The sequence below is a fragment of the Zoogloea oryzae genome, assembly GCF_030161255.1.
GTDB lineage: Bacteria > Pseudomonadota > Gammaproteobacteria > Burkholderiales > Rhodocyclaceae > Zoogloea > Zoogloea oryzae.
On sequence record NZ_BSPX01000002.1, the window covers coordinates 15193 to 40097 of the forward strand.

The 24905-nt window shown below is 63.7% G+C and carries 19 protein-coding genes and 7 tRNA genes; 1 reads left to right on the forward strand and 25 read right to left on the reverse strand.

What is annotated here, in order from left to right:
* Nucleotides 1–81: 81 nt before the first annotated feature.
* The 15 genes from QQK25_RS01105 to rimO all read right to left on the reverse strand — a co-directional run bounded on the left by QQK25_RS01105 (nt 82) and on the right by rimO (nt 12326).
* Nucleotides 82–2319, reverse strand: a complete 2238-nt coding sequence (locus QQK25_RS01105) for a polysaccharide biosynthesis tyrosine autokinase (protein WP_284186358.1) — start codon at nt 2317–2319, stop codon at nt 82–84.
* 136 nt (nt 2320–2455) lie between these two features.
* A complete protein-coding gene (locus QQK25_RS01110) occupies nt 2456–3640 on the reverse strand; it encodes a polysaccharide export protein (RefSeq protein ID WP_284186359.1) in 1185 nt (394 codons plus the stop codon).
* A gap of 142 nt (nt 3641–3782) precedes the next feature.
* On the reverse strand, nt 3783–4220 hold the full coding sequence (locus QQK25_RS01115) for a low molecular weight protein-tyrosine-phosphatase (RefSeq protein WP_284186360.1): 438 nt from the start codon (nt 4218–4220) through the stop codon (nt 3783–3785).
* 13 nt (nt 4221–4233) lie between these two features.
* On the reverse strand, nt 4234–5727 hold the full coding sequence (locus tag QQK25_RS01120; RefSeq protein WP_284186361.1) for an MraY family glycosyltransferase: 1494 nt from the start codon (nt 5725–5727) through the stop codon (nt 4234–4236).
* 706 nt (nt 5728–6433) lie between these two features.
* Nucleotides 6434–6510, reverse strand: a tRNA-Asp gene (locus tag QQK25_RS01125).
* 67 nt (nt 6511–6577) lie between these two features.
* Nucleotides 6578–6653: transfer RNA gene (locus tag QQK25_RS01130), tRNA-Glu, on the reverse strand.
* Nucleotides 6654–6670: 17 nt separating this feature from the next.
* Nucleotides 6671–6746: transfer RNA gene (locus QQK25_RS01135), tRNA-Ala, on the reverse strand.
* Between the two features lie 40 nt (nt 6747–6786).
* Nucleotides 6787–6862: transfer RNA gene (locus QQK25_RS01140), tRNA-Glu, on the reverse strand.
* A 46-nt stretch (nt 6863–6908) separates the two neighbouring features.
* A tRNA-Asp gene (locus tag QQK25_RS01145) sits at nt 6909–6985 on the reverse strand.
* Between the two features lie 68 nt (nt 6986–7053).
* Nucleotides 7054–7129 (reverse strand) — tRNA-Glu (locus QQK25_RS01150).
* 20 nt (nt 7130–7149) lie between these two features.
* A tRNA-Ala gene (locus QQK25_RS01155) sits at nt 7150–7225 on the reverse strand.
* A 177-nt stretch (nt 7226–7402) separates the two neighbouring features.
* Nucleotides 7403–8218, reverse strand: a complete 816-nt coding sequence (locus tag QQK25_RS01160; protein WP_284186362.1) for a PEP-CTERM sorting domain-containing protein — start codon at nt 8216–8218, stop codon at nt 7403–7405.
* A gap of 281 nt (nt 8219–8499) precedes the next feature.
* On the reverse strand, nt 8500–9906 hold the full coding sequence (locus QQK25_RS01165; protein WP_284186363.1) for an FAD-binding oxidoreductase: 1407 nt from the start codon (nt 9904–9906) through the stop codon (nt 8500–8502).
* 27 nt (nt 9907–9933) lie between these two features.
* Entirely contained in the window at nt 9934–10848 is a 915-nt protein-coding gene (rssA, locus tag QQK25_RS01170; RefSeq protein WP_284186364.1) for a patatin-like phospholipase RssA, read from the reverse strand.
* A gap of 161 nt (nt 10849–11009) precedes the next feature.
* Nucleotides 11010–12326 carry a 30S ribosomal protein S12 methylthiotransferase RimO gene (gene rimO / locus QQK25_RS01175; protein ID WP_284186365.1) on the reverse strand — a complete coding sequence of 439 codons (1317 nt, stop codon included), beginning with the start codon at nt 12324–12326 and terminating at the stop codon, nt 11010–11012.
* A 14-nt stretch (nt 12327–12340) separates the two neighbouring features.
* Here rimO and QQK25_RS01180 point away from each other — a divergent pair, with 14 nt between their 5' ends.
* Nucleotides 12341–13990, forward strand: coding sequence for a recombinase family protein (locus QQK25_RS01180; protein ID WP_284186366.1), 1650 nt, complete (start codon nt 12341–12343; stop codon nt 13988–13990).
* Between the two features lie 4 nt (nt 13991–13994).
* Here QQK25_RS01180 and QQK25_RS01185 read toward each other — a convergent pair whose 3' ends face one another.
* The 10 genes from QQK25_RS01185 to QQK25_RS01230 form a co-directional block, all read right to left on the reverse strand.
* A complete protein-coding gene (locus QQK25_RS01185; protein ID WP_284186367.1) occupies nt 13995–14468 on the reverse strand; it encodes a lysis system i-spanin subunit Rz in 474 nt (157 codons plus the stop codon).
* Nucleotides 14469–14518: 50 nt separating this feature from the next.
* Nucleotides 14519–15430, reverse strand: a complete 912-nt coding sequence (locus tag QQK25_RS01190; RefSeq protein WP_284186368.1) for a transglycosylase SLT domain-containing protein — start codon at nt 15428–15430, stop codon at nt 14519–14521.
* Nucleotides 15430–15804: a hypothetical protein gene (locus QQK25_RS01195; protein WP_284186369.1), complete on the reverse strand. Its 375-nt coding sequence runs from the start codon at nt 15802–15804 to the stop codon at nt 15430–15432. The genes QQK25_RS01190 and QQK25_RS01195 overlap by 1 nt, the downstream gene beginning before the upstream one ends.
* Nucleotides 15805–16116: 312 nt before the next feature.
* Complete coding sequence (locus QQK25_RS01200; protein ID WP_284186370.1) at nt 16117–16755, reverse strand: hypothetical protein; 639 nt, start codon at nt 16753–16755, stop codon at nt 16117–16119.
* Nucleotides 16752–20153, reverse strand: coding sequence for a phage tail protein (locus QQK25_RS01205; protein ID WP_284186371.1), 3402 nt, complete (start codon nt 20151–20153; stop codon nt 16752–16754). Before QQK25_RS01205 ends, QQK25_RS01200 begins: the two co-directional genes overlap by 4 nt.
* Nucleotides 20154–20159: 6 nt before the next feature.
* The gene (locus QQK25_RS01210) at nt 20160–20594 is read right to left on the reverse strand and encodes a C40 family peptidase (protein WP_284186372.1); all 435 of its coding nucleotides are present in this window, start codon (nt 20592–20594) and stop codon (nt 20160–20162) included.
* Complete coding sequence (locus QQK25_RS01215; RefSeq protein ID WP_284186373.1) at nt 20591–21439, reverse strand: DUF2163 domain-containing protein; 849 nt, start codon at nt 21437–21439, stop codon at nt 20591–20593. The genes QQK25_RS01210 and QQK25_RS01215 overlap by 4 nt, the downstream gene beginning before the upstream one ends.
* 3 nt (nt 21440–21442) lie before the next feature.
* Nucleotides 21443–22039, reverse strand: a complete 597-nt coding sequence (locus QQK25_RS01220; RefSeq protein ID WP_284186374.1) for a DUF2460 domain-containing protein — start codon at nt 22037–22039, stop codon at nt 21443–21445.
* Complete coding sequence (locus QQK25_RS01225; RefSeq protein WP_284186375.1) at nt 22040–24616, reverse strand: hypothetical protein; 2577 nt, start codon at nt 24614–24616, stop codon at nt 22040–22042.
* On the reverse strand, nt 24613–24849 hold the full coding sequence (locus tag QQK25_RS01230; protein WP_284186376.1) for a hypothetical protein: 237 nt from the start codon (nt 24847–24849) through the stop codon (nt 24613–24615). The genes QQK25_RS01225 and QQK25_RS01230 overlap by 4 nt, the downstream gene beginning before the upstream one ends.
* Nucleotides 24850–24905: the final 56 nt, after the last annotated feature.

The following is a 24905-nucleotide window of genomic DNA, read 5'->3' on the forward strand; positions in this document are numbered from 1 at the left end:
AGTCGGCTTACATTTCGACCGCACATAGCACTCTATATCCAGCAAAACAAAATGGGCTTGGCGCCGACACCAAAAAGCTCCTCAGGTCGCATTGGCGTTGCGATAAGAATACCTGTAGACATAACCTTTATAACCATACCTATAGCGCTGGCGATCCGTATTGAGATCATTGAACACAAACCCCTTAACCAGCACACCGGCATGATTGAGCCGCTTGACCGCTTGCTCCAGCTCAGAAATCGGATGATGACCAGCACGCGCAACCATCAACGTAGCGCCGGCAAGCCGGCCAATAATTGCAGCATCGGACACAGCCAGGATCGGCGGAGCATCGATGATCAGCGTGTCGAACTGCTCGCCGAGCTGTTGCAGCAACTGTTCAAACCGAAGATGCATGAGCAGTTCGGAAGGATTGGGGGGGATTTGCCCCGTGGTGACAACCCACAGATTGGGCACGGCAGTCGGCTTGACAATGTCTTCAAGCTTGACAGTGCCCGCCACATACTCGGACACCCCCACTTCCCGCCGCAGCCCAAACTCCTTGTTGATGTGACCACGACGCAAGTCGGCGTCGATGATCACCGCGCGAGAACCAGCTTGGGCAAGCACGGCGCCAAGGTTCTTGGAAATGAAGCTTTTGCCAAGGCCTGGGCTGGAGCCGGTAATGAGGATCGAGTTGTGGCTGGCATCCATCAGCGCGAAATGGATGGTAGTTCGCAGCCCACGCAGGCTTTCGATCGCGTCGTCCTCTGGCTTGCTGATCGCTAGCAGTTCGCCAGTCTTGCCTTTGCGTGTGCGGCTGAATAGCGCGACTTCGTCGTCACTGTGGGGGATGGTTGCATAGACGGGCAGGCCAAGCTGCGATTCAATGACTTCAGGATCTTCGATCACGACGCGGAGCGAGCGCTTGAGCCACACGATGCCAAGGCTGGCAATCAGGCCCAGCAGGGCGGAGATTGCAATCTTGGCAGGAGCCTTCATGCCCACCGGCTCGCTTGCAACCGCGGCGGCGTCAATGATGCGCACGTCGCCCACGGTGCCTGCCTTGGATACCTTGAGTTGCTGGGCAGTATTGACGAGGTTGGTGTAGAGGGTAGTGGAGACTTCCACGTCGCGTGCAAGGCGCAGCACTTTCTGCTGGGTATCCGGGAGTTTAGTTACGTCGGAGTCGAACTGTTTGCGACGTTCGCGCAGGCGTTCAAGACGCTGGTCAACGGCCTGGACACGGGGGTGCTCCGGGGTGAAGCTCTGGCGCAGCTCGTCCCGCTCCTGCTTGAGGGCAACGATTTGGTTGTCTACTTCAACCAGAGATTGCAGCACGCTCTGGGTTTCTAGGTTCAGATCAAGGCTGCCCCGACTTTGGCGATAGGCGTTATAGGCCGCTTCGGCCGCATCCATCTCTTGCTTGAGGGTGGGGAGCTGGGTTTCGAGGAACTTGAGTGTGTTTTCGGCTTCAGCCGAGCGACGCTCGACGTTCTGCCGAACATAGGTCTTTAGAATGTCGTCGAGGACAGTGGCGTTGCGGTCGGCGTCATCACCCTGCAAGCTCACTTCGACGATGCCGGATTTCTTGCCACGCTCCTTGGCAGCAAAATCACGGCGCAGCGCCGCAACAGCAGCTTCGGTCGACCGTTTGACGATAACGAACCGGGTGCCGGGCCGTGCATTGATGTTGGATACAAAGATCGAGAACTGACGTCCGTTGGCACGGGCACCAACACTACCCGCCAATACAAGATCGCCATCTGCATCAGTGAGTTCGAACTTGCCCTTTTCGCCAGCGGTGAGGGTCAGAGGCTTGTTTTGCGCATCCCGCGGCACATCGAGCGCATCAACCCGAAGTACGTCGCCGCCCCATGCATAGCTGGCGAGGCCGAGTACGGGCTCGTTGGGTTGCTCGCCCTCATAGCGGCGGGCAATGGCCGGTCCGATCAGGGGAAAATACTTGGGCTGGACATCGATGTTGAGCTTTAGTTTGTCGATGACACGGCCGAGCACCATGCGCGAGGTTAGGATTTCGAGTTCGGCCGATACGGTGGTGCTGTCACCCAGAAGCGGCTGTAGTTCCTTAAGCGCGGACATGCCGCTGGCCTTCTCTTCCACTTGGATGAGCCCATCGGCCCGATAGACCGGCTTGGACACGACAGACCAGGCAACACCCAGCAGGACTGCAACCGCGGTGACAGTCGCAACCAGCCAGCGGTGTTCCATCACTACCGCGACGATTTCGCCTACGGCAAATCCTTCCGGCTCTTCGTTAGAATTCGCGATCTGCTGACCGGAGATGCCCGCGGCGGCTTTGAGATTTTCGTTGTCCATGACGATTTGCTGTTTGCGTGATGCTGAGTAAGCCAATCGGGTTGGCCCTACACAGGATTGTTTTCAATTGGACGACCGAACTGGATCGGCCCCGATAAAGTACGGCCCGCGCCAAGCACGGGCCAGCGCGCGCCAGTTAAGGATTGCGTCCGCCAAACAGCGGGTATCTCGTCAGGCTGGTCTGGTATAACGTAGTAGCGGTCGGCAGAATGTTGCTCATCACACGGTTCCAGCGCACCACATCGGCGGCATCCACATAAACGATGTCACGCGGGCGAAGCGGGAAACGATCGGCCAGCAGCATGGCGTCCGGCGAGCTACCATCCAGGTGGAAGAGCTCCGGCGTTTCGCTCTCGCCGCGCATCACGTAGATCCACTTGGGATTGGCCTGATCCTGGGCGATGTAACCAGTGTCGGCCAAAGCTTCGGCCAGGGTGGAGCGCTTCTTGGTCATGACCAGCGAACCGGGCTTTTGCACGGCGCCCAGCACAAAGATCTTGTTGAAGCTGCGATCCTGCACGTTGAGGATGTCGCCATGCTCAAGCAGCGCGTTCTGCTCGGTGGCACCGTTTTCGTACATGGCCTGGATATCCACCCGGAAGGTGGTGCCCTTGCGGGTGAGCAGCACACGGCTGTGGTCGGCTTCGGGGCCAAAGCCACCGGCCTGATTGACGGCTTCAAGCACGGTCATCGGCACGTCCGAGATGGAGAGCTGGCCCGGTTTGGCCACCTCGCCCACCACATAGATGCGCTGGCTGCGGAAGGCGGCGACGCGCACATCCAGCTGCACCCGCTCGATGAACTTGGCAAGGCGGGCAATCAGCATCTCGCGGATCTGGCGCGATGTCTTGCCGGCCACCTGCAGCGTGCCCACATAGGGGTAGTAGATGGTGCCGTCTTCATTTACCACGGTACCCGCCTGGTCTGCCGAACGGTACTGACCGGCGGGGGTGGTGAGCTCGGGGTGGTCCCACACGATGATGGTCAGCACGTCGCCCGGGCCTACCTTGTAATCGGGCACGGCGGCGCTGGGGGCCGCGGGCTTGCCACCACGCCCGGTCAGGTTGGTGTTGGTGGCGGTGGGCCGCTCGGCCGCGGCGAGCTTCATCTGTTCGATGATGAGCTCAGCGGTGATCGGCTTGATGTTCACATTGGCCGGCACCGGCTCGGCGGCCTCGGCCTGGCGCACGGGCAGCTTGACGGAAGATTGCTGGTCGCGCAGGCCGTAAGCCTTGTCACCGGGAACAACGGCACATGCGCCCAGACTCGCGCACACAATAGCCAGCAGCAGGCTGCTGGCCATACGCGACTTGGCAGGCATGGAGGGAGCGAATGCTCCATCAGGAATAGTGTTCATGGATGCCCTGACTGATTGTGTTTGAACAGTACCCCGAATGATAGTTGAGCCCCGTTAACGTCATAGGGCACAAGACACACATTGGACACGATAGTTGAGATTGACCTTACAGTCGCCGGGACCATTCGGTCACGCCACGGTCGATGAGGCCTACAGCCTCATCCCATACGGTCTGGGACCGCTTGTAGGGGTCGGGGATTTCAAACTTGCCCCAGTGCCCCAGCAGAAAGGTCTTGCCGCGAACAGCGGGATCGATGTCGGTGAGCGCCTCACGATGGTGGCTTTCCATCACCAACACGAGCTCGGCCCAGCGGCACAGGGCCACATCGGCCTGCTGGGCCCGGTGCGGCGCAAGATCAATGCCCCTGGCGGCCATCATGGCGGTTGCAGTTTCGTGGGCAGGATCACCCACCAGCGCACCAACGCCGGCCGAAGCCACCTCGGGCTTGCGGCCGGAACGTAAAAGGGCGTCGCGGAGCAGATATTCGGCTACGGGGCTACGGCAGATGTTGCCCGTGCATACAACGAGGATGCGGTCGTACAAAACTATCTACCCCTCACCCGTGCGCGACAACGCTGGGCTCGCCGGCAGCGCTATCCAGACGATAGATCAGCGCAGCGTTGCCGGTAGAGCGTCGGTCCCCCGCCCGGCGTTCGCTGCGCCGATACTTTTCGCCGACGCGGCGGTCGTGGGTTTCCTTCCGGTCTACAAACTGGCGGACCTTCACGCCGGGTTCGCGCCCGACCTCTCGGCGCAGCACGGCAATGATGCGGCTGATGTGAGCCTGGGTGAGATCCTGGTCGTCACCAAGGAGCTGGATCACGCCATAGCAGGCGGGGCCTGCGTTACCCTCGGTGTGGTAGGCGCGGAAACGGAAATCCACATGGGGGCCGATGCAGCGGTTGAGCATATCGGCAAACGAACCCAGCTTGTGCTCCGGCAGGCCGGCCACATGCACACCCACGGCATGGACGGACGTCATGCCGAGCGACCGGTGGATGCGCCGCAGCAGCGGCACCAGCCGCCACGGGCGCAGCACGATGAAGAAGCACACCGCAAACACGACCAGGAAGGCCGCCAGCATCACCAGCTCGTCTACGCCGGCATACATGCCCAGCAGGCCGATAGCCCCAAAGCAGAATTGCACCAGCGCCAGCACCAGCACGGCATCCTGCACCCGGAAACCGGCCCGCAGGAAGAGGTGATGCAGATGGTTGCGGTCGGCGTGGAAGGGGGAGCGCCCCATCCACATGCGTCGCAGCATGACGCACAGGGTGTCGATCAGCGGCACCGCAAACAGCCACAGGGTGGTGATGGGGGTGATGGCACGAACGCTCTCGTTTGACTGGGAGAGATCGGAGAGGAGCCAGGCAAACACGAAGCCAAGCTGCATGCTGCCGTTGTCACCCATGAAGCATCGTGCGCGACGCCAGCCCAGATAACGCAGGTTGAAGCACAGAAAGCCCGCAACCCCGCCGGCGATGATCAGGATCAACGAAAAGTAGGCCGGATCGCCCGAGATATAAACGGCAAGAGCAATCAGCAGAAGACTGACGATGGACAGGGAACCGGAAAGCCCGTCGATGCCATCGATCATGTTGAGGGCGTTGATGGCACCGATGGTTGCCAGCAGGGTGATCGGGACAGCGAGATAACCTAGGGAGAGGAGATCACCCGAGAGCAGCTGCCCGAGATCGGAAATCTCGACCCCCCCCAGAAACACCATGGCCAGACCCACGGCAGCCTGGATGCCGAAGCGGATCTTGTAGTTGAGCTGCAGGATGTCGTCGGCAAAACCCGTGATGAACAGAACGAGCACGCCGCCAAGCAACACGTAGATCCGATCTCCGAAGGACGGGAAATACTGGCTGACAACGTAGCCGCCCGTGAGCATGGCCGCGAGGATGCCCACCCCACCCACAAACGGCGTCACGGTGTCGTGCGCCTTGTGACCACCGGGCTGATCGACAACCCCAAAGCGATGGGAGGCCTGGATGCTGTAGTAAACCGCCACAGCGGAAACAATCAGACCCAGCAGGAACAACGACATCGATAACATTCGAATCAGCCTTTTATTGGCAGGCGCTTACGCCCACGCAAACTTGATTGCACACCACGGAACGTCGTACGCCACCGCCACAGCACCGACTTGAACAACAGGGAGCATACAGATGCAACCCGACCAACATATTTCAGTATTTTACAAAGCCCGCCGTCGACGGACAGGTAATTTCACACAACAACGTTAAAACAATGCCAAACGCGACCCGTGTTTGACGACTCTTCACATAATTGCAAAATCATGTCGCGCCGCAATGCTTAAGCAATAATCAGGCCAAAATCAAAACCCAGATAAATCAGTGGATTAAAATATGCATTTTTCACTATTTTACAATGTATGTAAAATTTTCCGACACATCGCCACCCCGAAGCGGCACTGCAGCCACGCCATACGCTGAAGGCAACACAGCAGCGATCAGCCGAGTACAGCACTGCGAAGGCCAAAGGTCAGCACCACCCGACCTCCGCGAAAATGATTTGGCATGCATCACCAACAATGAGATTACCGGGCACACATGCCGCCCAGACACCCCAGCCCAGCCTGAACAGGCACACGCCAGCACCACCAGCAAAGGAACAGGGACAGCGACACACAACGGAAACAGGAGGAGGGAGAAGCCGACAACCACAGGCCACCAGACTCAGGAAACCAACGCAAAAAAGCCTCGCAGGATCTGCGAGGCTTTTGAAATGACTGGCGGAGTGGACGGGACTCGAACCCGCGACCCCCGGCGTGACAGGCCGGTATTCTAACCGACTGAACTACCACTCCGCGCTTTGACTGCTGTCACAGCCGGGCTTGGCTGCAACTGCCTGCATTGCTGCAGGACGCTTGATCCTGGCGTCCCCACGGGGATTCGAACCCCGGTTATCGCCGTGAAAGGGCGGTGTCCTAGGCCTCTAGACGATGGGGACCTGTGTATTCGGTTGTTTGGTGGAGGTAAGCGGGATCGAACCGCTGACCTCTTGCATGCCATGCAAGCGCTCTCCCAGCTGAGCTATACCCCCACAACACAACAACTACTAGCTTGACCACTCCTGGCTAAAGTGGCGTCCCCACGGGGATTCGAACCCCGGTTATCGCCGTGAAAGGGCGGTGTCCTAGGCCTCTAGACGATGGGGACTGCTATTACAGCCCAAAGAAAGCAGAGCCTTCTTCGTTTCTGTTGGTGGCGGAGTGGACGGGACTCGAACCCGCGACCCCCGGCGTGACAGGCCGGTATTCTAACCGACTGAACTACCACTCCGCACTTTAACTGCCGCCACAACCCGGTCTTGGTTGCGACTGCCTGCATTGCTGCAGGACGCTTGATCCTGGCGTCCCCACGGGGATTCGAACCCCGGTTATCGCCGTGAAAGGGCGGTGTCCTAGGCCTCTAGACGATGGGGACCCTATGTACTGCAAGTCGTTTGGTGGAGGTAAGCGGGATCGAACCGCTGACCTCTTGCATGCCATGCAAGCGCTCTCCCAGCTGAGCTATACCCCCGTGCAACGAGAAGCGCATTATAGACATGCTCCAGGAGGCTGTAAACCCTTTTCTGCATTTTGCTGAAAAAAAACATCCATCCAGCCCGCCCAGCCCCACACAAAGCACAAACGGCAACCTGACGGTTGCCGTTTGATCACGCATACCGCACCGGACAAGCCGGTGCAGCGAAGCGGCTTACTTGCGGCGACGCACTGCAGCCAGACCAGCCATGCCGAGGCCCAGCAGCGCCATCGAGGCGGGTTCCGGAACGGCGTAAAGCACGCCATTGGTGGCGAAGGTGCCGTCGATGATGCCATTACGGTCACCAGCACCCTTGCCCGGGATGGTGCCGGCAGGCATGTTGTCCAGCACCAGCAGCGCGTTTTCGAAGCTACCGCCAACCAGGTTGGTCTCGTCGATGGCGAAGTCGATACGGTCTTGATAGACCTGATAGAGGATATCGACCGTGCCGGAGACTGCGCCGCCCAGGAAGCCACCCAGGCCCAGCAGGGTGCCGAACAGGGAGGTCGCCGCAGCGCCGGTGACGGTGAGGCTGCCGGTGGTGTACGGAATCGCCTGGCTCACGCCGTCCAGCTTGAGCGTGGTGGCGTTGGTGCCATTGAAGTTGAACTCGAGCAGGCTGGTGCTGACGCCGGTGACGGCCAGCGGGCCCGTGCCGATCTTGGTGTTTGCAGCATAAGCCACGCCCAGGTCGGGACCGACCACGCCGTCGAAATCGATGACGGAACTGGAGCCAGCCTTGGCGTAGATGTCGTAGATGCCGGCAACCGGGACTTCGATGGTGACCTTGCCGTTGACGTTGGTCAGCGACACATTGAAGGTGCGATCCGCATCCGGCAGCGTGGGGGTGGCGCCCGGCATGTCGGTGCCGAAGTTGTTGATGAGGAAGTTGCCGTTGAGGCCTTCAAAGGTGGTGGAGTACACCGCGGCGTTGGCGCCAGCGCTGAGAGTACCCAGCGCAACGGCGACGAGCAGAGCCGATTTCTTCATGAGTTGAATCTCCTTGTAATGAACCTTAGGTTCAGATTGCTGGGGCTGGCCGCCTCTTGAACGCACGGCGAACTGGCGCCACATCAAAATCTGTTTCCAGCTCAAAAAGAAGCAGGTTACGTGCCAGACAGTTAATTTTTTTTAAATTCATGAGCTTAAAAAAAACGCGGGTGGCGCTTTTCAGGATGTGTCAAAAATTCCGACAAATACGCCAATGCCCATTTTGAGCCTAGAAATATCAATGAGATATCGCTCACATATCGCCCGTGCACTGCGTCACATCAGAGTAATTTTCCCGGATTCATGCGCCCTTCCGGATCGAAGGCGCGCTTGAGGATCTTCATCATCTCAAGCTCGATCGGGGGCTTGTAGAACATGAGAATATCGCGCTTCAACTGGCCGATGCCATGCTCGGCAGAAATCGACCCGCCCAGCTCGGCTGCGAGGCCGTGGACGATCCGATTGACCTCGGCGGTGCGCTCGATGAAGGCGCTGTTCTCGCCCTTCACTGGCCGCGACTGGTTGTAGTGCAGGTTGCCATCGCCCAGATGGCCGAAGCACACGATGCGCAGGCCCGGGTAGGCGGCTTCGAGACGCTCTCCGGCGAGGGCGATGAAGCGGGGAATTTCGCTGACCGGCACGGAGATGTCGTGCTTGATGCTCACGCCTTCGCGCTTCTGGGCTTCGGAGATGTTCTCGCGCAAGGCCCACAGGGCGGCGGCCTGGGTGGTGCTGGCGGCAATGGTACCGTCGAGGATCAGCCCCGCATCGACGCCCTGCCCCACCTCCTCTTCGAGCAGCTCCTCAAGGCCCGCGTCGATGCGGGTGTCGGTCAGCTCGACAAGCACATACCAGGGATACGCATCGGCGAGCGGATCGCGCGCACCGGGGATGTGCTGGAGCACCAGATCCAGCGACTGCCGGCTGACCAGCTCAAAGGCGGTGACGCGATCGCCGGCCACCGCACGCAGCCGGCCGAGCAGGTCGACCGCCGCGGCCGGATCGGCGATCGCCAGCCAGGCCGTGGCGGACGCCCGCAGACGCGGGAAGAGCTTGAGGCTCGCCGCGGTGACGATGCCCAGCGTACCTTCCGCGCCGATGAAAAGCTGTTTGAGATCATAGCCCGTGTTGTCCTTGCGCAGTGCGCGCAGGCCGTCCCAGATCTGCCCGTCGGGGAGCACCACCTCCAGCCCGAGCACCAGCTCGCGGGCGTTGCCGTAGCGCAGCACCTGCACGCCACCGGCGTTGGTGGAGATGAACCCACCCACCTCGCAGCTGCCTTCGCTGGCCAGGGAGAGCGGGAACAGCCGGTCGGCCTCCTCGGCCGCGGCTTGCACGGCCACCAGGGTGACGCCGGCCTCGACGACGATGGCGTTGTTGGCTGGATCAACCCGCCGCACCCGGCGCAGCCGTGAGAGATTGACCACCACCGCCGCACTGCCCGCCAGCGGCGTGGCGCCGCCGCACAGGCCGGTGTTGCCACCCTGGGGCACGATGGCACAGCCGGCGTCGGCGCAGGCACGCACCACGGCGGACACCTCGGCCGTATCGGCCGGCAGCACGACGGCCGACGCGGTGCCGGTGTAGCGGCCGCGCCAGTCGGTGAGATAGGGAGCTTTGTCGGCGTCCGCCACCAGGCAATGGGGCTCGCCGACGATCGCACGCAGGGTTTCGATCAGGGCATTCATGGGACGCCTCCCGGCGAAGGACGGATTTCAGCGCCCGAGGGCGCGGCGGATGGACGGCAGGGCAAGCTCGACGGCGGCTTCGCCTTCGGCGATCGCCTCACACCCCCGGTGATAGTCCATCAGGCCAAGCTGGGCAAGGCGCGGGGAGATGAGCACGTCGGCGGGTTCGCCGGCCAGACGGCTGCGGGCGATGCGCACCGACATGATGGAGATGCTGCTCTGCATCACGGTGAGCATGGAAGGCGTGCCTTCCGGCTCTTCCTCCGGCTCATCGGTAGGCGGCGCGTTGTTGCGCCCGAAGCGGGACAGCAGGCGCTTCGACCAGCCGTTGGCGGTGGTTTCGGTGTTGCGTTCGGGTTCGGGGCGATGATTGCGCCAGGCGGCGCCAACGACATCGGAGTTGAGATCGACGGCGATGACGATGTCGGCGCCCATCGCCCGGGCCAGCGACACCGGCACCGGATTGACGAGGCCGCCATCCACCAGCAGCCGGCCATCCTGCCACGACGGCGTGAGCAGGCCGGGCAGCGCGATGGAGGCGCGCACGGCCGCCGAGACACTGCCTTCGCGCAGCCAGACTTCGTGCCCGCTCTGCAGATCAGTGGCGACGCAGCCGAAGCTGTGACTGAGGGAGATGAAATCCCGGTCGACGAAGTTGCGTTCGAAGAAGGTGATCAGCCGATCACCCTTGATGAGACCGCCGCGCAGGCCCATGTCCATCAGGCCGACGACGTCCTGCCAGCCGAGGGTCTCGACCCAGCTGCCGAGCTTTTCCAGATCCCCCGCCGCCGCCACGGCGCCAACGAAGGCGCCGATGGAGCAGCCCGCGATGATCTGCGGCTCGATGCCCTCGCGGGCCAGCGCCCGCAACACGCCGATATGCGCCCAGCCCCGGGCGGAGCCGCTGCCGAGGGCGATGCCGATGCGGGGGGTGCGTTTCATGGGTGTCCGGGTGACGAAACGGTTGGCGATTCCCTGTAGGTCGGACTTCAGTCCGACATCGTGCTCATATCGGACAGCGTTGTCGGACTGAAGTCCGACCTACAGGACCGGGGTTTGGGCTGCGGAGTCGGACTGAAGTCCGACCTACAGGGGTCCGAGGGTCAGATCGGTTCGGCGTACAGGTCGTGGACGTCGCAGTCGGTGATGCGGACGCGGGCGAACTCGCCGGGCTCGAGGTTCTCGCCAGCCGGGATGATGACCAGGCCGTCGATGTCGGGCGCATCGCCGGGCGAACGGGCCAGCGCGCCCTCCTCGTCGATCTCGTCCACCAGGACGGTCATCTCGCGGCCGATGAAGCGCTCGAGGCGCTCGGTGGAGATGTCTTCCTGGAATTCCATCAGCTGGATGCGGCGCTCTTCGCGGATTTCTTCCGGCACCGGATCGGCCAGCTCGTTGGCGGCGGCACCTTCGACCGGCGAGTAGGCGAAGGCGCCCACGCGGTCGAGCTTGGCTTCTTCAAGGAACTGCAGCAGCTCTTCAAAATCGGCATCGGTTTCGCCGGGGAAGCCGGTGATGAAGGTGGAGCGGATGGTGAGATCGGGGCAGATCTCACGCCAGCGGCGAATGCGCTCAAGGTTGTTCTCGGTGCTGGCCGGGCGCTTCATGGCCTTCAGGATGCGCGGGCTGGCGTGCTGGAAGGGCACGTCGAGGTACGGGAGGATCTTGCCCTCGGCCATCAGCGGGATGATGTCATCCACGCTGGGGTAGGGATACACGTAGTGCAGGCGCACCCACACGCCCAGGTCGCCCAGCGCGTTGCACAGGTCGTAGAGCTTGGTGCGGACGGGCTTGCCGCCCCAGAAGCCGGTACGGTACTTCACGTCAACGCCGTAGGCGGAGGTGTCCTGGGAGACGACCAGCAGCTCCTTCACGCCGGCATTGACGAGGTTCTCGGCCTCGCGCATCACGTCGCCGATCGGGCGGCTGACGAGATCGCCACGCAGCGACGGGATGATGCAGAAGGTGCAGCGGTGGTTGCAGCCTTCGGAAATCTTGAGGTAGGCGTAGTGATTAGGCGTGAGCTTGACGCCCTGGGGCGGCAGCAGGTCGATGAACGGATCGTGGGGCTTGGGCAGGTGCTTGTGCACCTCCTGCATGACCTGTTCGGTGGCGTGGGGGCCGGTGACGGCCAGCACTTGCGGGTGGGCCGCCATCACCACGTCTTCCTTGGCGCCGAGACACCCGGTAACGATCACCTTGCCGTTCTCGTTGAGGGCTTCGCCGATGGCGTCGAGGGATTCCTCCACCGCTGCGTCGATGAAGCCGCAGGTGTTGATGACCACCAGATCGGAGCCTTCATACGACGGCGAGATCTCGTAGCCCTCGGCCCGCAGACGGGTGAGGATGTGTTCGGAATCGACCAGGGCCTTGGGGCACCCAAGGCTAACTACACCTATACTTGGCGGTTTGTTGCTCATGCTGCAGCCTAAAAATGACTAAACCGCGAGTATACAGTTATCTACGGTTCTCGGACCCGAGGCAATCGGCGGGCTCGAGCATCGATCGCCAAACAGCCTACGCGCGCCAATGGGCCGCCGCGCACGACCTCGCCCTCGACGAGTCGTTATCGATGCGTGACGAGGGCCTCTCGGCGTACCACCAGCGCCACATCAAGCAAGGCGCGCTCGGGGTTTTTCTCGAGGCTGTATCGGCCGGCACGATCTCGCCCGGGTCCGTCCTGATCGTCGAGGCACTCGACCGACTCAGCCGGGCCGAGCCCATCGTCGCGCAGGCGCAGCTCGCGCAGATCATCAACGCGGGGATAACAGTCGTTACCGCGAGCGACGGCCGGGAATACAACAGAGAGGGCCTCAAGGCGCAGCCGATGGACCTCGTTTATAGCCTCCTCTTGATGATCCAAGCACACAAGGAAAGCGAGACGAAGTCGGTCCGCGTGAAGGCATCGATTCGACGGCTTTGCGAGCAATGGATCGCCGGCACGTATCGCGGGCCGATCAACAACGGCCATGATCCGGCATGGGTCCGAAGGTCCGGCCAAGGCTGGGAGCTTGTCGAGGAGCACGTCGCCGCCGTCCGCCGGACCGTCGAGCTATTCCGGGCCGGCGAGGGGGCCACCCGGATCATCCGAGAGCTAAACGCGCACGGCCTCAAGCTCGCCCCCAAAGGCGGGGCCGCGTCGAGTATCTATAAGCTCCTGCGCCTGCCCGCGCTTTACGGTGCGAAGCGGCTCGAGATAGACGGCCAGGAATACACCATGTTCGACTATTACCCGGCACTCATGACCGCCGACGAATGGGCCGAGCTGCAGCACCTCCTCGGCGACCGGAGCCGCCGCCGAGGACGCGGCGACATCGTCGGCCTGATTACCGGCATGAAACGGACCTTTTGCGGATACTGCGGCGCGGCCGTCGTCGCGCAAAACCTCATGACCCGGAACAAGCGCCCGGACGGAATACCGCAGGACGGCCACCGCCGTTTGACGTGCCAACGCAACGCGCACGCCCACGAATGTCCCGTGCCGGGGACGTGCTCGGTCGTCCCGGTCGAGCACGCCCTCCTCGCCTGGTGCTCGGATCAAATGAACCTGACCGCGATCACCGAAGGCGGGCCGGACCTGCAGACGCCCCGCGCTCGCCTCGCGAAACTCCGACTCGAGATCACCCAGGTCGAGCGCCAGATCGCAAAGATTACGGACGCGCTCCTCGACGACGACGGCCCGGCGCCGGTCGCATTCGCCCGCCGCGCCCGCGACCTCGAGGCGCAGCTCGAGCAGCTCAACACCGAAGCCACCGCCACAGAGCGCGAACTCGCCGCCGTCGCCTCGAGGAGCACGACGCCCGCCCTCGCGAGCGCCTGGTCGGCGCTGGCCGAGCGTGCCCTCGGCATGGACCACGACGCCCGCCTGCAAATCCGGAACATGGTCGCCGACACCTTCGAGCGGATCGTGATCCTCCACGCCGGAGCGGACCCGTACGCCAACGGCCCGAAGCCGATCACGATACAGCTCATTTCAAAGACCGGCGCCGGCCGCGTGCTCAACATCCACCGCAAAACCGGCGCACTCCTCGACGCGAGGACAACGGCGCCCGACATTCCGGACGCCCCGGACCCCTACGCCTAGCCCGTCACGGCACACCACCCGCCGCGCGGTCCTCGGTCACAACCCGCTGACAGGCGGCGAGCTGGTCGGCGACGGCGTCGGCGTCGGCGGCGAGGTCGAGAAGAAACCCAGCAGCCGCGCCCGAAAGTTCGCGGGACGGGGGACCATCACATCCGCAGGAGCCGGCGCCAGCCGAGGCGGCGACACTTCGACCAGCCGGGGCGGGGCCGGGGTCGCGCAGGCGCAGAGCGCCAGACAGCAGAGCAGCACGGTCCGCCGTGCGTTGTCGATCACGTTCACTGATTTTCTCCTGATAGTCTCGAGACACCTCGGCGAGCGCCTCGGCATGCTTTCGTTCCGCCGCGCGGGCCTGCTCCTGCAGCTCGCCCACGCGACGACCCACCACCTCGGCCGCGACCTGGTCGCGGCGCAGCGCCTCGGACCCGGCGCGGGTCGTACCGTCAAGCCAGCCGACAACGCCGGCAGCAATCAACAGCACGCCCCACACCAAAGCCCGCCACGCCCACGGAATAGGCACAGTCCACACGATCACGCCCCCAGCGCCGCGACGTACTTCGCCCGCCGGACGATCATCACGTTCTGAACGTGCCCGCGATTGATCTCGAACGCGCTCGCGCCGTAGCCGTGCCACCGCGCCCGGCTCTTTGTCGAATGCGCCTCGACGTTGCCGAACCAGACGCCCGGGTCACACCCGGGCGCCTGCGCGCATAGTCGACGCTCGGCCATCACGCCGCCCTCGCCGCCGTTGTAAGCCGCGTCACACATCGCCAGCGCGTTGTAATCGTCGCGCACCAGGCGCGAGAGGCGCGCGTGACACGTTCGCACTTTCACCACCACCGCCCGGAGCTGCATCCGGGGGTTATAGCGATCCGCCCACGACCACGCGGCGAGCGACGGGTCGAGCCGCGACACCTCGGCCAGCGCATCAAAGCGGAGCCGCCCGTCTGCACCGTACGCCCGCGTAAACTGCCCGAGGCCGACGCCGTCCTCGCGCGACGTGTGGAGCGTCGCCCGCTCCCTCCATCCGCTTTCCTGCTCCACCAGCGCCGCGAGCATCGACGGCGCCGGCATCGACGGCCAGCGGGCCGAGACTTCCGACTGCAGCACAGGGAGATACTGCACAGCCCCGGCCGGCAGCTCGGCCGCAGGCGCCCGGCCACAGATCACCAGCAGGAGCCCGACCTCGAGCACGCGAAGGCCGAGATACGCCAGCCCGGCGGCGACGTTGCCATCGCGCACCAGCTCGGCCAGGTCACGCCCGCGCACCGACTCAGCGAGCGCCCGCCGTGCCAGATAGACCAGCGGGAGCGCGAACACCACCCCCACAAGCGCGCGGAGCTGCTCCGCAAACTGCCGGCCGCCGTCCGGATCGGCGACCAGGTACAGCGCCGCCACCGCGACGGACGCGACGCCCATCACCCAAAAACGAAAACGCTTCATCACATCACCCCGATTTTTTTCAAAACCACCATTACAAACAGGCCGCCACAAAAGCCGCACGCCGCGACAATCCAGCCCGACGTAAGCCGCTGCACCGGCTGCGCCTGCTCAAGATCACGAATCCGCGCCTCGAGCTTCTCCGGGATCGCCTGCTCGAGATCGCGCACGCGATCCGAGAGCTTGCTGATTGCGCCAAAGGCCCGATCCTGCGCGCTCGACACAACCGCGTGACGCTCCTCGAGCACGGCCAGCCGAACGACCGCGTCGGCCATCTTCGACATTGCCGCCCGAATCTCCCGGACGTCCTCGCGAACGCCGTCGAGCGCCTCTTGAACCACCCCGAGCCCTACGCCCGGATCATCCTTGCCCGACACATGCACCCCCCAAAAAAGAAAAACCCGCCGAAGCGGGTCAAATCGATTGCAGACGTCTGCACAACTACGGCGCCGGACGGTACTCCGGCGGCGACTGCGAGCGGAGCCGTTCGGACTCATAAGCCCCGCAGCAATGCCCCGCGCCGAAAATCGCGTCGACCACCCGCCACGCCATACGCCAGCGCCGCGAGGTGCCGCGCAAACGCCAACACCGCGCGCTAATCGTCTCGTCCGCGTAGCCGCCGGCCAGCGTGTTACCGAGCTGGTCGATTCCGATCGCGACTTGTTTCAAGCCCACAAAAACCCCCTTTCTTAGACTGCATCCAACGCCGCGACGACTTGCGCAGCAAACTCGGCGATCGCGCCCGCATCACCCAGCGCCGCGAGCCGATCCTTTCCATTGACCCGCGTCGCCTCGATCTGAGGCCCGATCACCTCCCCCCACAACTGCCCAAGGCGGATGATCCGGTCCGCCGCCTCGCGGGCCGTACGGTCCGCACGAGGCGCGCTCTCGCCGGCCACATACGGCCACCCGGCGAGGTCGTCGGGATAACCCGCCACCCGGTACGCGACCGCCTCGGCGTACTTCGCCGTATAGGTCGCGTCCTGACCGGGCGCCGTCGTGATATAGCGCGCCCGCGCCCGCCCGGCCGCCTCGTCGATCTGCACCACCGCCGCCGCCCGCGCCGCCGAGACGGTCGGCGAGGACACCCAGCGCCAGGCCGAGGCGTCCCACGACCAGACCTCGCGATCCGTATCCAGCGGAGCCGGCGGCCGGTAATCGACCAGCTCGCCCCCCTCGACACGCCACCGCAGCGGGTCCGGCGGGGCCGCCTCATAGCGCCAAACGCTCATGCCTTCCGGCACCATGCGCAGCATTAACGATTCATCGGACCCCGCGACGGTCTGCCCGGTAAACACCCCGTCCGGCCCAAAAATTGCGCCCATCATCGTTTCATCACCTCGATTCGCGTCGCCTGTTTGACGTTCAACAACGCACCAGCCGGCCGCAGCTTTACGAATACCCGGATGTTTTGCACAGCCGGCAGCACAAAGGACGTGCCGATCGAATATCCCCGCTCATCAACCCCCGAAAACTTCGCGATCGGGAACTCCGAAACAAGGACGTACTCGGTCCCCCACGGCAACCCTAGCCCCGGCCCGCTCGGCGTCCCGGGGACCGCCGTAATCGTGCAATAGACATCCATCGCACCTTGAGGCCAGAACATGCCGCAGCTTTCCATCGCCACCACCGCGCCCGTTTTCGCCTCGTCGAGCAAGTCAAAGAATCCGATCGCCGTCGTCGACCCCGACAAAATGCCGGAGTAGGTCGCGCTCGCCGACTGCATGACCGACGTAGCAGCTTGGGCCGCGAGCTGGCTCGTACCCATCGCGCCAGCTCCAACCAGCGCCGCGACGTTACTCGCAGTAATCTGACCGTCGACATTCACGCCAAGCGTAGCGCCTGCAGTCGCGTTGTCCTGCGGCCTCCCAGCCCCCGTTACGCCCGACCATTTCGCGGTCTGCCCGAGGCTTGCCCCATCGGTGAGCTGTGACGTATTAGTGACCGCCCGAGCACCATCCGACCAGGGCGAGAATCCACTTTGCGCGTCGAGCGCCTCGCCAATGTAAGCCTGATCGAAGAACACATAGGCATCAGCCCCCGTCATGTCCCTGAGCTTGACGCAAAGCGACATCCACCGAGTACCGGCCGGCGCCACGGCAAAACCGCCCGTTTTCTTGAAGTCAGCTAGCGTGGTGCCGCCGGGCTTCTCGGACACATTACTTCCGACCGTAACCTGCGTAAGCCCCCCCAATCCGTCATACCAGTTGATACACACTGCTGCCGTACAGCGCATGGCACCCGTCAATGCGTAAGCCTCGACGCGCGTGCCCGGAAGAACTTGGATTTGCTGCGGATGGACATTCCATTCCAGCTCTCGCCCGACAACAACCGAACCAACGGCATGCAAATACCGCGATGCGCCGCCAGGCATCGCATAGGTAGCCCACGCCGGAAGAACATACCCCCTATCGGCCTCACTGCCGGCAAACCCGCTGCCGGCATTCGTCCAAACCGACCACCCATCATCATTTGGATAAAGCGGATGGGCCGACGTATTGAACGCCCGATTTGCCCCACCAACAGCCCCAACCGGAGCCGCGCCGAGCGTGACCGTCGTCCGGGCGCCCGTCGCGCTGATCGCGCCGAACGTGTCGCGAATGCGGGCCTCGAACGTCCATGTACCGGCCGCAGGCGTCTGCACCTCGAGGCGACCGCCACCGTACGGGGCTTGGCCGAGAACCGACATTGCCGACCAGGCCGCGCCCGCCGAGGCACTAAATCGCACCTCGACAACAGCGCCGCTTACCACGGCCGCCGACGTGCTCCACGTATGGACGCGCGTCCCATCCCCCGCCGTCGCGACGGCGTACCCCGAGAGATTCGGAGGCGGATAGCCCTGCACCGTGTACGCCACCGGAGAGAGCGCCGCGAGGTCCTGATATGCCGCGCCGTAAAGGTTGAACGCCTGCAGCTTGAGATAAAGCGTCTTGCCGACGAGCGACGGGTCGTAGGCATAACGGAACACGTTACCGTCAAGCCGCACGAACGAGGCGCCCGACGCATGAGCCGAGATCGGCGACCCATAGGCACCACGCCGCAGGCTCGAGAGGTTGTAACGGCCCGCAGAGACGAGCGTCGACGTCTGGTAACTGACCAGCTCGCCGCCGACCCAGCACAGCGTATTGAACGTGTCGCGATCCTGCGCCAGCCCGCCAGAGAGCACCCCGCCTGACGCCGTCAGATCGACCGAGAGCGTGCTCGTCGTGTCCGGATCGACGCCAGTCGGAAAGACCGCCGTCGTAACGCCAAAGCGCGATTTCACGGCATGCGTGCCGATCTTCTTATACGTCGTGCCATCGAATGACACCCAGACGTCACACCCGCCGTAATTCGCCCCGCCCCCCGTCGCGAGCCAAATCTCGGGCTGGCCCGCCAACTGTAACGGCGGCTCGAACACGACAGGCGCCGCAGCATTCCCCGGCGCGACGTTCGCGTTAGTCGAGTAGCCCGACGACGGCGGCGACGGGACGGTCGGCGCCAGCCCGGCCCCCTGGACGAAATCCTCAGCCGTGACCGTAATTTTCCCGTCCGGAGAATCCTCGACGTCGAGCACCCGGACCGGAGCCCCCGACAGCCCGAGCCCCGCATGAGTCAGCGTCAAAATATCCATCGGCTCGAGCCGGCAGAATTTCAAGCCGAGCTTGAATTCGTACGTGTTGCACACATAGAGGCCCCGCTGCATTTGCAGCCACGCGACCGACTGCGCCACCGATTGAGACTTGATCGCCTCATACGTCCGCGTCTCGGGGTTCGCACGGCGTCCAAACTGCGCCGCGTGCGCGTCGTCCTGCACCTCCACCGTGTTCGTGTTGTACTCGAGCGCCCGATCCTTGAACTCGAGCCGCAGAGAATTTTTCTGATCGCCGGGAGACTTCCGGACGATCCGGATCGGAAGCGCCTCGCCCTCGATCGCGAGAAAGTCATCGTCGGTCAGCGCGTAGGACGGCGCGACGATCGGCGTAAAGGTCCGGCCGTTCCCGGTCTTTTGCGTGTCGCCGTACGGGACGACCTTCAATTTCCCTTCGGAAAAGAACGGCGCGGAACAAGTCATCTCGAAAACCTTGTCAAGATGATCTCCGGCCCGCTGCTGCTGATCGAGAACGGGCGAAAGGAAAAGCCCATACGCAAACACGAAATCGGTATAGGCCGACAAATCCCCGACCCGGGACGCCGGAAAGCCCGCATCGGTCAAAATGTCCTGAACGACCACCGCGGGCGATGCGTCATAGGAGCCACCCGCGCCCGAGGATGCCGTTTGCACCTCATAGGACAAGCTCGGGAGCGTCGGCGTCGTGCCGAGGTTGCCGTTTGCCACCCCCACCCACGCAAGGCCCGGATACGCGAGCGCCTCGGTCGGATGCTTGGCCGAGAGGTACGCCCACGGCGATTGACCGAGCGAGCCCGCCGACTGGTCAGGCGCCGCCGTGAAGGTCATCCGGGTCTTGTTCTCCCACGAGCACAGGAGCGCCGTGATCGGATTGTCACAAAGCCCGATCTGCACCGACGACGAATAGGTATAGCCCGCGACGTAAGAGGCGCCCCCCTTTCCGCCGCCGGCAGACTGCGCCGTCGACGTGAAATCCCCGTACCAGATCAAGTTACCCGCGACACGAGCCGTCCCCCACACGCGCGGGATCGCGACACCGTACGCGCTCGTTTGAATTGTCAGCGTCGAAACTCGATTGACCCCCGAGGACGCGACAGGAGCACCAAAAAAGGACATGAGAGATCACCAGAGAGAATAAAACCGGGCCTCGCGGCCTGAGAGCTTGTCGGCATCACCAGGCGACGCGACCACCTCACCCCACGGCCGGAAGGCATGCACCACCACCGCCGGCCACTCGACCACAATCCCCGCATGCGAAAACGACTTGCCGAACCGCCAGACGACCACGTCCCCAGCCTGCGGGACCTCGACCAGCCGGCCGCCCTGAGCCTCGATCGTCTCGACCAGCCGCTCGGCGTCCGCGTGAAGCATGAAATCGATCGGATAGTCCTCGACCCGGAAGTCGGGCCGCACCCCGGCGCCGACGTATGCCGCCTTGACCAGCCGCGCACAATCCACACCCGCGCCGAGCACCTCGGCGCCGTGGTGCCAGGGCGTACCCACCCACCGCAGCGCCTCGGCGACGATCGCCGCCCGTGCATCGTTTTCGTTTTTCATGCTGCCGTCTCCTGACGTGGAACGAGCGGGAACCCCTTGAACCGCCCTTGACCGGGGAACCGGCTCGAGCACGTCGCCTGCGTCCGGTCACACCCCTTGTAAACCGTGAACGTGTCCCCCACCGCCGGAGCGTCCGGCAGCGGGAACGAGAGGACGAGCTGCCCCGCCGTGTGCTGCTTAACCGTCCGCCGCACGCCAGCATTGACACCCGTCACGCCGTCAATCTCGCCGAGGTCGTACGTCGCCGAGCCCGTCACGCCGCACACGATCACCGAGCGCGTGCTCCCGCCCTGCACCGTCACCGCCAGGGCGTGCGCCGCTTTCGACACCCCACAGCCGGCCCCGTAAAGCGACCAGACGCACCCGGGCTGATAGACATACGGCGGAAACGGCGCGTCGAGCAGCTCGACGGGGCTCTTGACTGTGTAGCGGGCTGCATTCGACAGAATCTCGGCGTCCGCGAGCCGCCCCTCGAACACAGACACCGACCCGACGATCGGATTCGCCGGGTCGTCGGTAAAGGCCCGGACGATCTTCAACTCGGCGCCATCGAGCGCCCCGCGCCGGGCCGCCTGCAGCAGCGGGAGCCCGAGGACCGTAATCGCGTCCGTCGCGTAAAACGTGACGTCGCAACTCGTGACCGCGAGGCCGACACCCGTTTTCACGGCCCCGCGCTCGACAATCGGCCCCGTCGCGTACGTGTTGCCACCGTAGGCGATACCCACGTCCGCGCCCGACCAGCGATAAATCTGCCCGCCGATCAAGGTCAACGTGAACAGCTCCACAACGAAAAAAGCCCTCGACGACTGCAACAGCGTCGCGAGGGCCGGCTCGACGGATTTCATTGATTACTCTTTCACAGTCAAGAGGACGACTTTTTTAGCCGACCACAGATCACGGAGAAACTGCTCGAACTCCGACTCGTCGCGCTCGAACCGGACCCGCTTGTAAAACTGCCCGGACCAGGTCACGGCCGCGCCATTCGCCGGAGCTGCGGAAAACGTCAGCACGCCGGCCGTGATCGTGTAATCAACCCCGGCCGTTTTGACCACGCCCCCCACCTTGACCACCGGGGCCGACACATAGTTAAGCACCGGCTCCGAAAAGCCCCCGAACGTGCGATAGACCGTAAAGGCCACCAGCGCGCCATTACCGACCCCGATCTGCTGATCGGCGACCGCGTTGTCGTCCTGGTCAAGCCAGAGGAAGTCATCCCACGCCCCGCGCCGCGAATTGAAAAACCCGACGAGCGCCTGCAGCTCGGCAAACCCGCCGCCGGCCCGCAGGAACTCATAAGAGAGCGTCACGCGCCAGCGCGGATAAACCATTGAGGTCCACCGCAGCTCGCGCCCGCTTACCGACTCTTGCGTTTGGGTTTTCCAGATCGGAGCTTTGAGGACGCCCCACGACAGCCCCGGCAGCACCGGGAAAATCGCGTTACTCATTTAGCCCCCCACCTTCTGAAAATTGCGATGCGCCCCGGCGAGCGCACGCGTTACCGCGCCGCCCCGCTGCAGCTCGCGGACCATGTCGCGAGGTGCAAACGTCTGCACGTTCACGACTGGGGAGAAGCCCCCGCCACCACCACCGCCGCCACCGCCACCGCCACCATCCGCCATCCCGCGAATAACGTCGGCGTACTTCGCCGGGAGAATCATCTCCTCGGAATGGGCCTGCACCATCGGATTAACCCCGGCCGGAATGTCATAGCCGCCGCTCGCCGACTTAATGCCGCTTGTCGCCCCCATCAAAAGCGCCATCGTCCCGACGAACGCCGCAGCCGCCATGCCCGGCCCAACGAACGGGATCGGAGCCACCGCCGCCGCCGCCGCCGTCGCACCCTCGGCCGCATTCGCCGAGACGACCGCCGTCGCCTCGGCCGCCTTTACGCCGACGACCGCCGTCGAGGCCGCCGCCTGCTCCGCGACCTGCTTACCCATCAAGAGCGACTCGAGCGACGACAGCCCGAGGCGCTGCGCGACCCACTTCACCGCGAGCTGCGCGAGCGTCTGCGTTACGGTCTGCATCGTGTTCGAGAACATCCCGCGCATGAGGTCGTTTAGGGTCATTTGCCCTTGCGCCATCTTCGCGAGGAGCGAGGCCCACCCGCTTTCGAGCGAGTTAATCATCCCCGACAGGCCCTTGCCGGCCTCGACGCTCGCCTGCCCGCGCAACTGCGCCAGGCGTTGCTGGTGCTGCGTCTCCGACTGCTCGATCTGCCGATTAACCTGGTCATACGCCACCGGGTCTTTATCGGGATCGATCAACGCGAGCCGCTCCTGCAGCGCCGCCGCCCTGATCTCATAGAGCCGCCGCTCGAACGCCGCCTCGGCCTGCAGCGCCTCGGATTTCGTGACATCACCGAGCGCGAGCCGCTCCTGCAGCGTGATCCGCTCGAGTTCAATCTCGCCGACCGCCCGATCGCGCCGGGCCTCGGCCGCGCTCGCCTCGAGGGCCTGCGACTGCGTCACGAACGCGCGATGCTCGGCGAGCACGTCCGCGTAAGCCTTGCGGGCTTCCTTGCTTTCCTCGCCGTACTTGCTGACCGTCTCGGCGTACGCCTGCGCGGCCAGGCGCGTCCGCTCTGCGAAGTTCTTCCCGGCCTCCTCGCGCTCGACCCGCAGCCCCTCGAGCCGCGCCTCGAACGCCTGTTTATCGATCGCGAGCCCCTCCTCGGCGACCTTCCGGCGCACCGCGAGCAGCTCTTTTTGTGTCAGCGATCCGCGCGACAGGATCGCTTGCCAATATTCCAGCTCCTCGGCCTTGCTCATTTCGCGGAACGCACCCTCGGCGCGTCCCTGCTCGGCGATCACGAGCTTTTTCTCGGCGAGTTCGGCCTCCCACTCCGACATGCGAGATTCTTGTTTCGCCCCCTTCTTTTTGCTGCTGCCGAATTCCCCCATCGTCCGGCCGCCACCCTTCGGCGCAGGGACTGCCGTCCCATTGCCCCAGATCCGCCCCATGTCGGCGCCCCACGCGTCCGAGGCATCCGAGAACGCGTCACGACCCGCATTGACGACGTTGCGGATTCCCTGCGCGTAGCGGGCTTTCAACTTGTCCCACGCGTCCGCCGCGCCCTTGTAATCGCCGGACAACAGCGCGCCCATTAGCTCCGACAAATTCCCGAGCTGGTCGACCGTCTGCCCGATGAACTCGAACACAACCCCGGCCACCGTCTTAACCGTGGCCTGCAGCCCCCGGAAAACCAGCGTCAGCGCCGTGAGCGCCCCGCGAAAGATCATTACAAACTGCGGACCGGCCTCGGCGAACAGATTGCCCAGGTCGGCAAAAATCGGCATCACCGCTTGGCCGATCACATTCTTTACAGCGAGCAGCACGTCGCCGACGTCGTTCATTGCCGCCTTGTACGCCTTCGACGCCTCGACCCCTTCTTTCGTGACGACGAGCCCGAGTTCCTCGTTTTTCCGCCGGGCGTCGTCGAGCACCTGATTATTCAGCTTTTGCAGCTTCATCGCGTCGTCGACGCTTTTGCCGAATAGGGTTTGCGCCGCCGTCGTCTGATCTAGGCCCGGCTTGTATTCGCCGACCTTCCGGAGCGCCTCTTGAAATAGCGTGTTCGAGTCGCGCAGGTGCCCGTTCGCGTCGCGCGTCTGCAGGCCCATCGCCTGCAGCCCGTCCTCGTTCGTCCGGAGCTGCTTCGCGAACTTGTCGAACGCGCCGATATACGTGTCCGAATCCGAGCCAATGTCGCCGAGCGCCGTATTCAGCGCCGAGGCATCCTCGGCCGTCATGCCGAGGCGCCGCGAGAGGTTCATCGTCTCGGCGGTCAGCTTTTGCGACTCGGCGATCGCCTCCTTAAAAAAGCTGCCGCCCGCGACCACGGCGGCCAAAACGACGAGCTGCTTCTGCACAGCCTCGAACGCCTTGCCGACCCCCTCGAGACTCCCCTTAATGCTCGCGGTCGCCTGCGTCGTGACGCTCGCGCAGCCTTCCATTGCGCGGACAAACTGAGCATTCTCGGCCGTGATCTCATAGTTGATCGTCTTGTTTCCGTCGCTCATTTTTCCCCACCTTTATTGACGAATGCGTCCCACGCGGACGTGTCAAGCGCAGGCGCCCCGGAGATTTGCGGCGATGCCTGCACGAGCTTTTGCAGCTCGGCCTCTTGCTCTTTCGACATGGGCGCGCCGGGCTGGTCGGCCGGCTTGTAATCGAGATACGCGGCGACAAGATGATGAACCGGCGGATGCCGACGCCATTCGGCGTTAAGCGCCTCAAGCATCGGCAGGTCCACACAGTTCCGCACGTACTCCCACGCCCACCCGGTATTGGCGCAGACGTGGGCATAAA

What these genes read in the sequence shown, in the direction of transcription:
- QQK25_RS01105 (WP_284186358.1), bottom strand. Translation starts at nt 2,319, where the DNA reads ATGGACAACGAAAATCTCAAAGCCGCCGCGGGCATCTCCGGTCAGCAG.
- QQK25_RS01110 (WP_284186359.1), bottom strand. Translation starts at nt 3,640, where the DNA reads ATGCCTGCCAAGTCGCGTATGGCCAGCAGCCTGCTGCTGGCTATTGTG.
- QQK25_RS01120 (WP_284186361.1), bottom strand. Translation starts at nt 5,727, where the DNA reads ATGTCGTTGTTCCTGCTGGGTCTGATTGTTTCCGCTGTGGCGGTTTAC.
- QQK25_RS01160 (WP_284186362.1), bottom strand. Translation starts at nt 8,218, where the DNA reads ATGAAGAAATCGGCTCTGCTCGTCGCCGTTGCGCTGGGTACTCTCAGC.
- QQK25_RS01165 (WP_284186363.1), bottom strand. Translation starts at nt 9,906, where the DNA reads ATGAATGCCCTGATCGAAACCCTGCGTGCGATCGTCGGCGAGCCCCAT.
- rssA (WP_284186364.1), bottom strand. Translation starts at nt 10,848, where the DNA reads ATGAAACGCACCCCCCGCATCGGCATCGCCCTCGGCAGCGGCTCCGCC.
- rimO (WP_284186365.1), bottom strand. Translation starts at nt 12,326, where the DNA reads ATGAGCAACAAACCGCCAAGTATAGGTGTAGTTAGCCTTGGGTGCCCC.
- QQK25_RS01180 (WP_284186366.1), top strand. Translation starts at nt 12,341, where the DNA reads ATGACTAAACCGCGAGTATACAGTTATCTACGGTTCTCGGACCCGAGG.
- QQK25_RS01190 (WP_284186368.1), bottom strand. Translation starts at nt 15,430, where the DNA reads ATGAAGCGTTTTCGTTTTTGGGTGATGGGCGTCGCGTCCGTCGCGGTG.
- QQK25_RS01200 (WP_284186370.1), bottom strand. Translation starts at nt 16,755, where the DNA reads ATGATGGGCGCAATTTTTGGGCCGGACGGGGTGTTTACCGGGCAGACC.
- QQK25_RS01205 (WP_284186371.1), bottom strand. Translation starts at nt 20,153, where the DNA reads ATGTCCTTTTTTGGTGCTCCTGTCGCGTCCTCGGGGGTCAATCGAGTT.
- QQK25_RS01210 (WP_284186372.1), bottom strand. Translation starts at nt 20,594, where the DNA reads ATGAAAAACGAAAACGATGCACGGGCGGCGATCGTCGCCGAGGCGCTG.
- QQK25_RS01215 (WP_284186373.1), bottom strand. Translation starts at nt 21,439, where the DNA reads ATGAAATCCGTCGAGCCGGCCCTCGCGACGCTGTTGCAGTCGTCGAGG.
- QQK25_RS01220 (WP_284186374.1), bottom strand. Translation starts at nt 22,039, where the DNA reads ATGAGTAACGCGATTTTCCCGGTGCTGCCGGGGCTGTCGTGGGGCGTC.
- QQK25_RS01225 (WP_284186375.1), bottom strand. Translation starts at nt 24,616, where the DNA reads ATGAGCGACGGAAACAAGACGATCAACTATGAGATCACGGCCGAGAAT.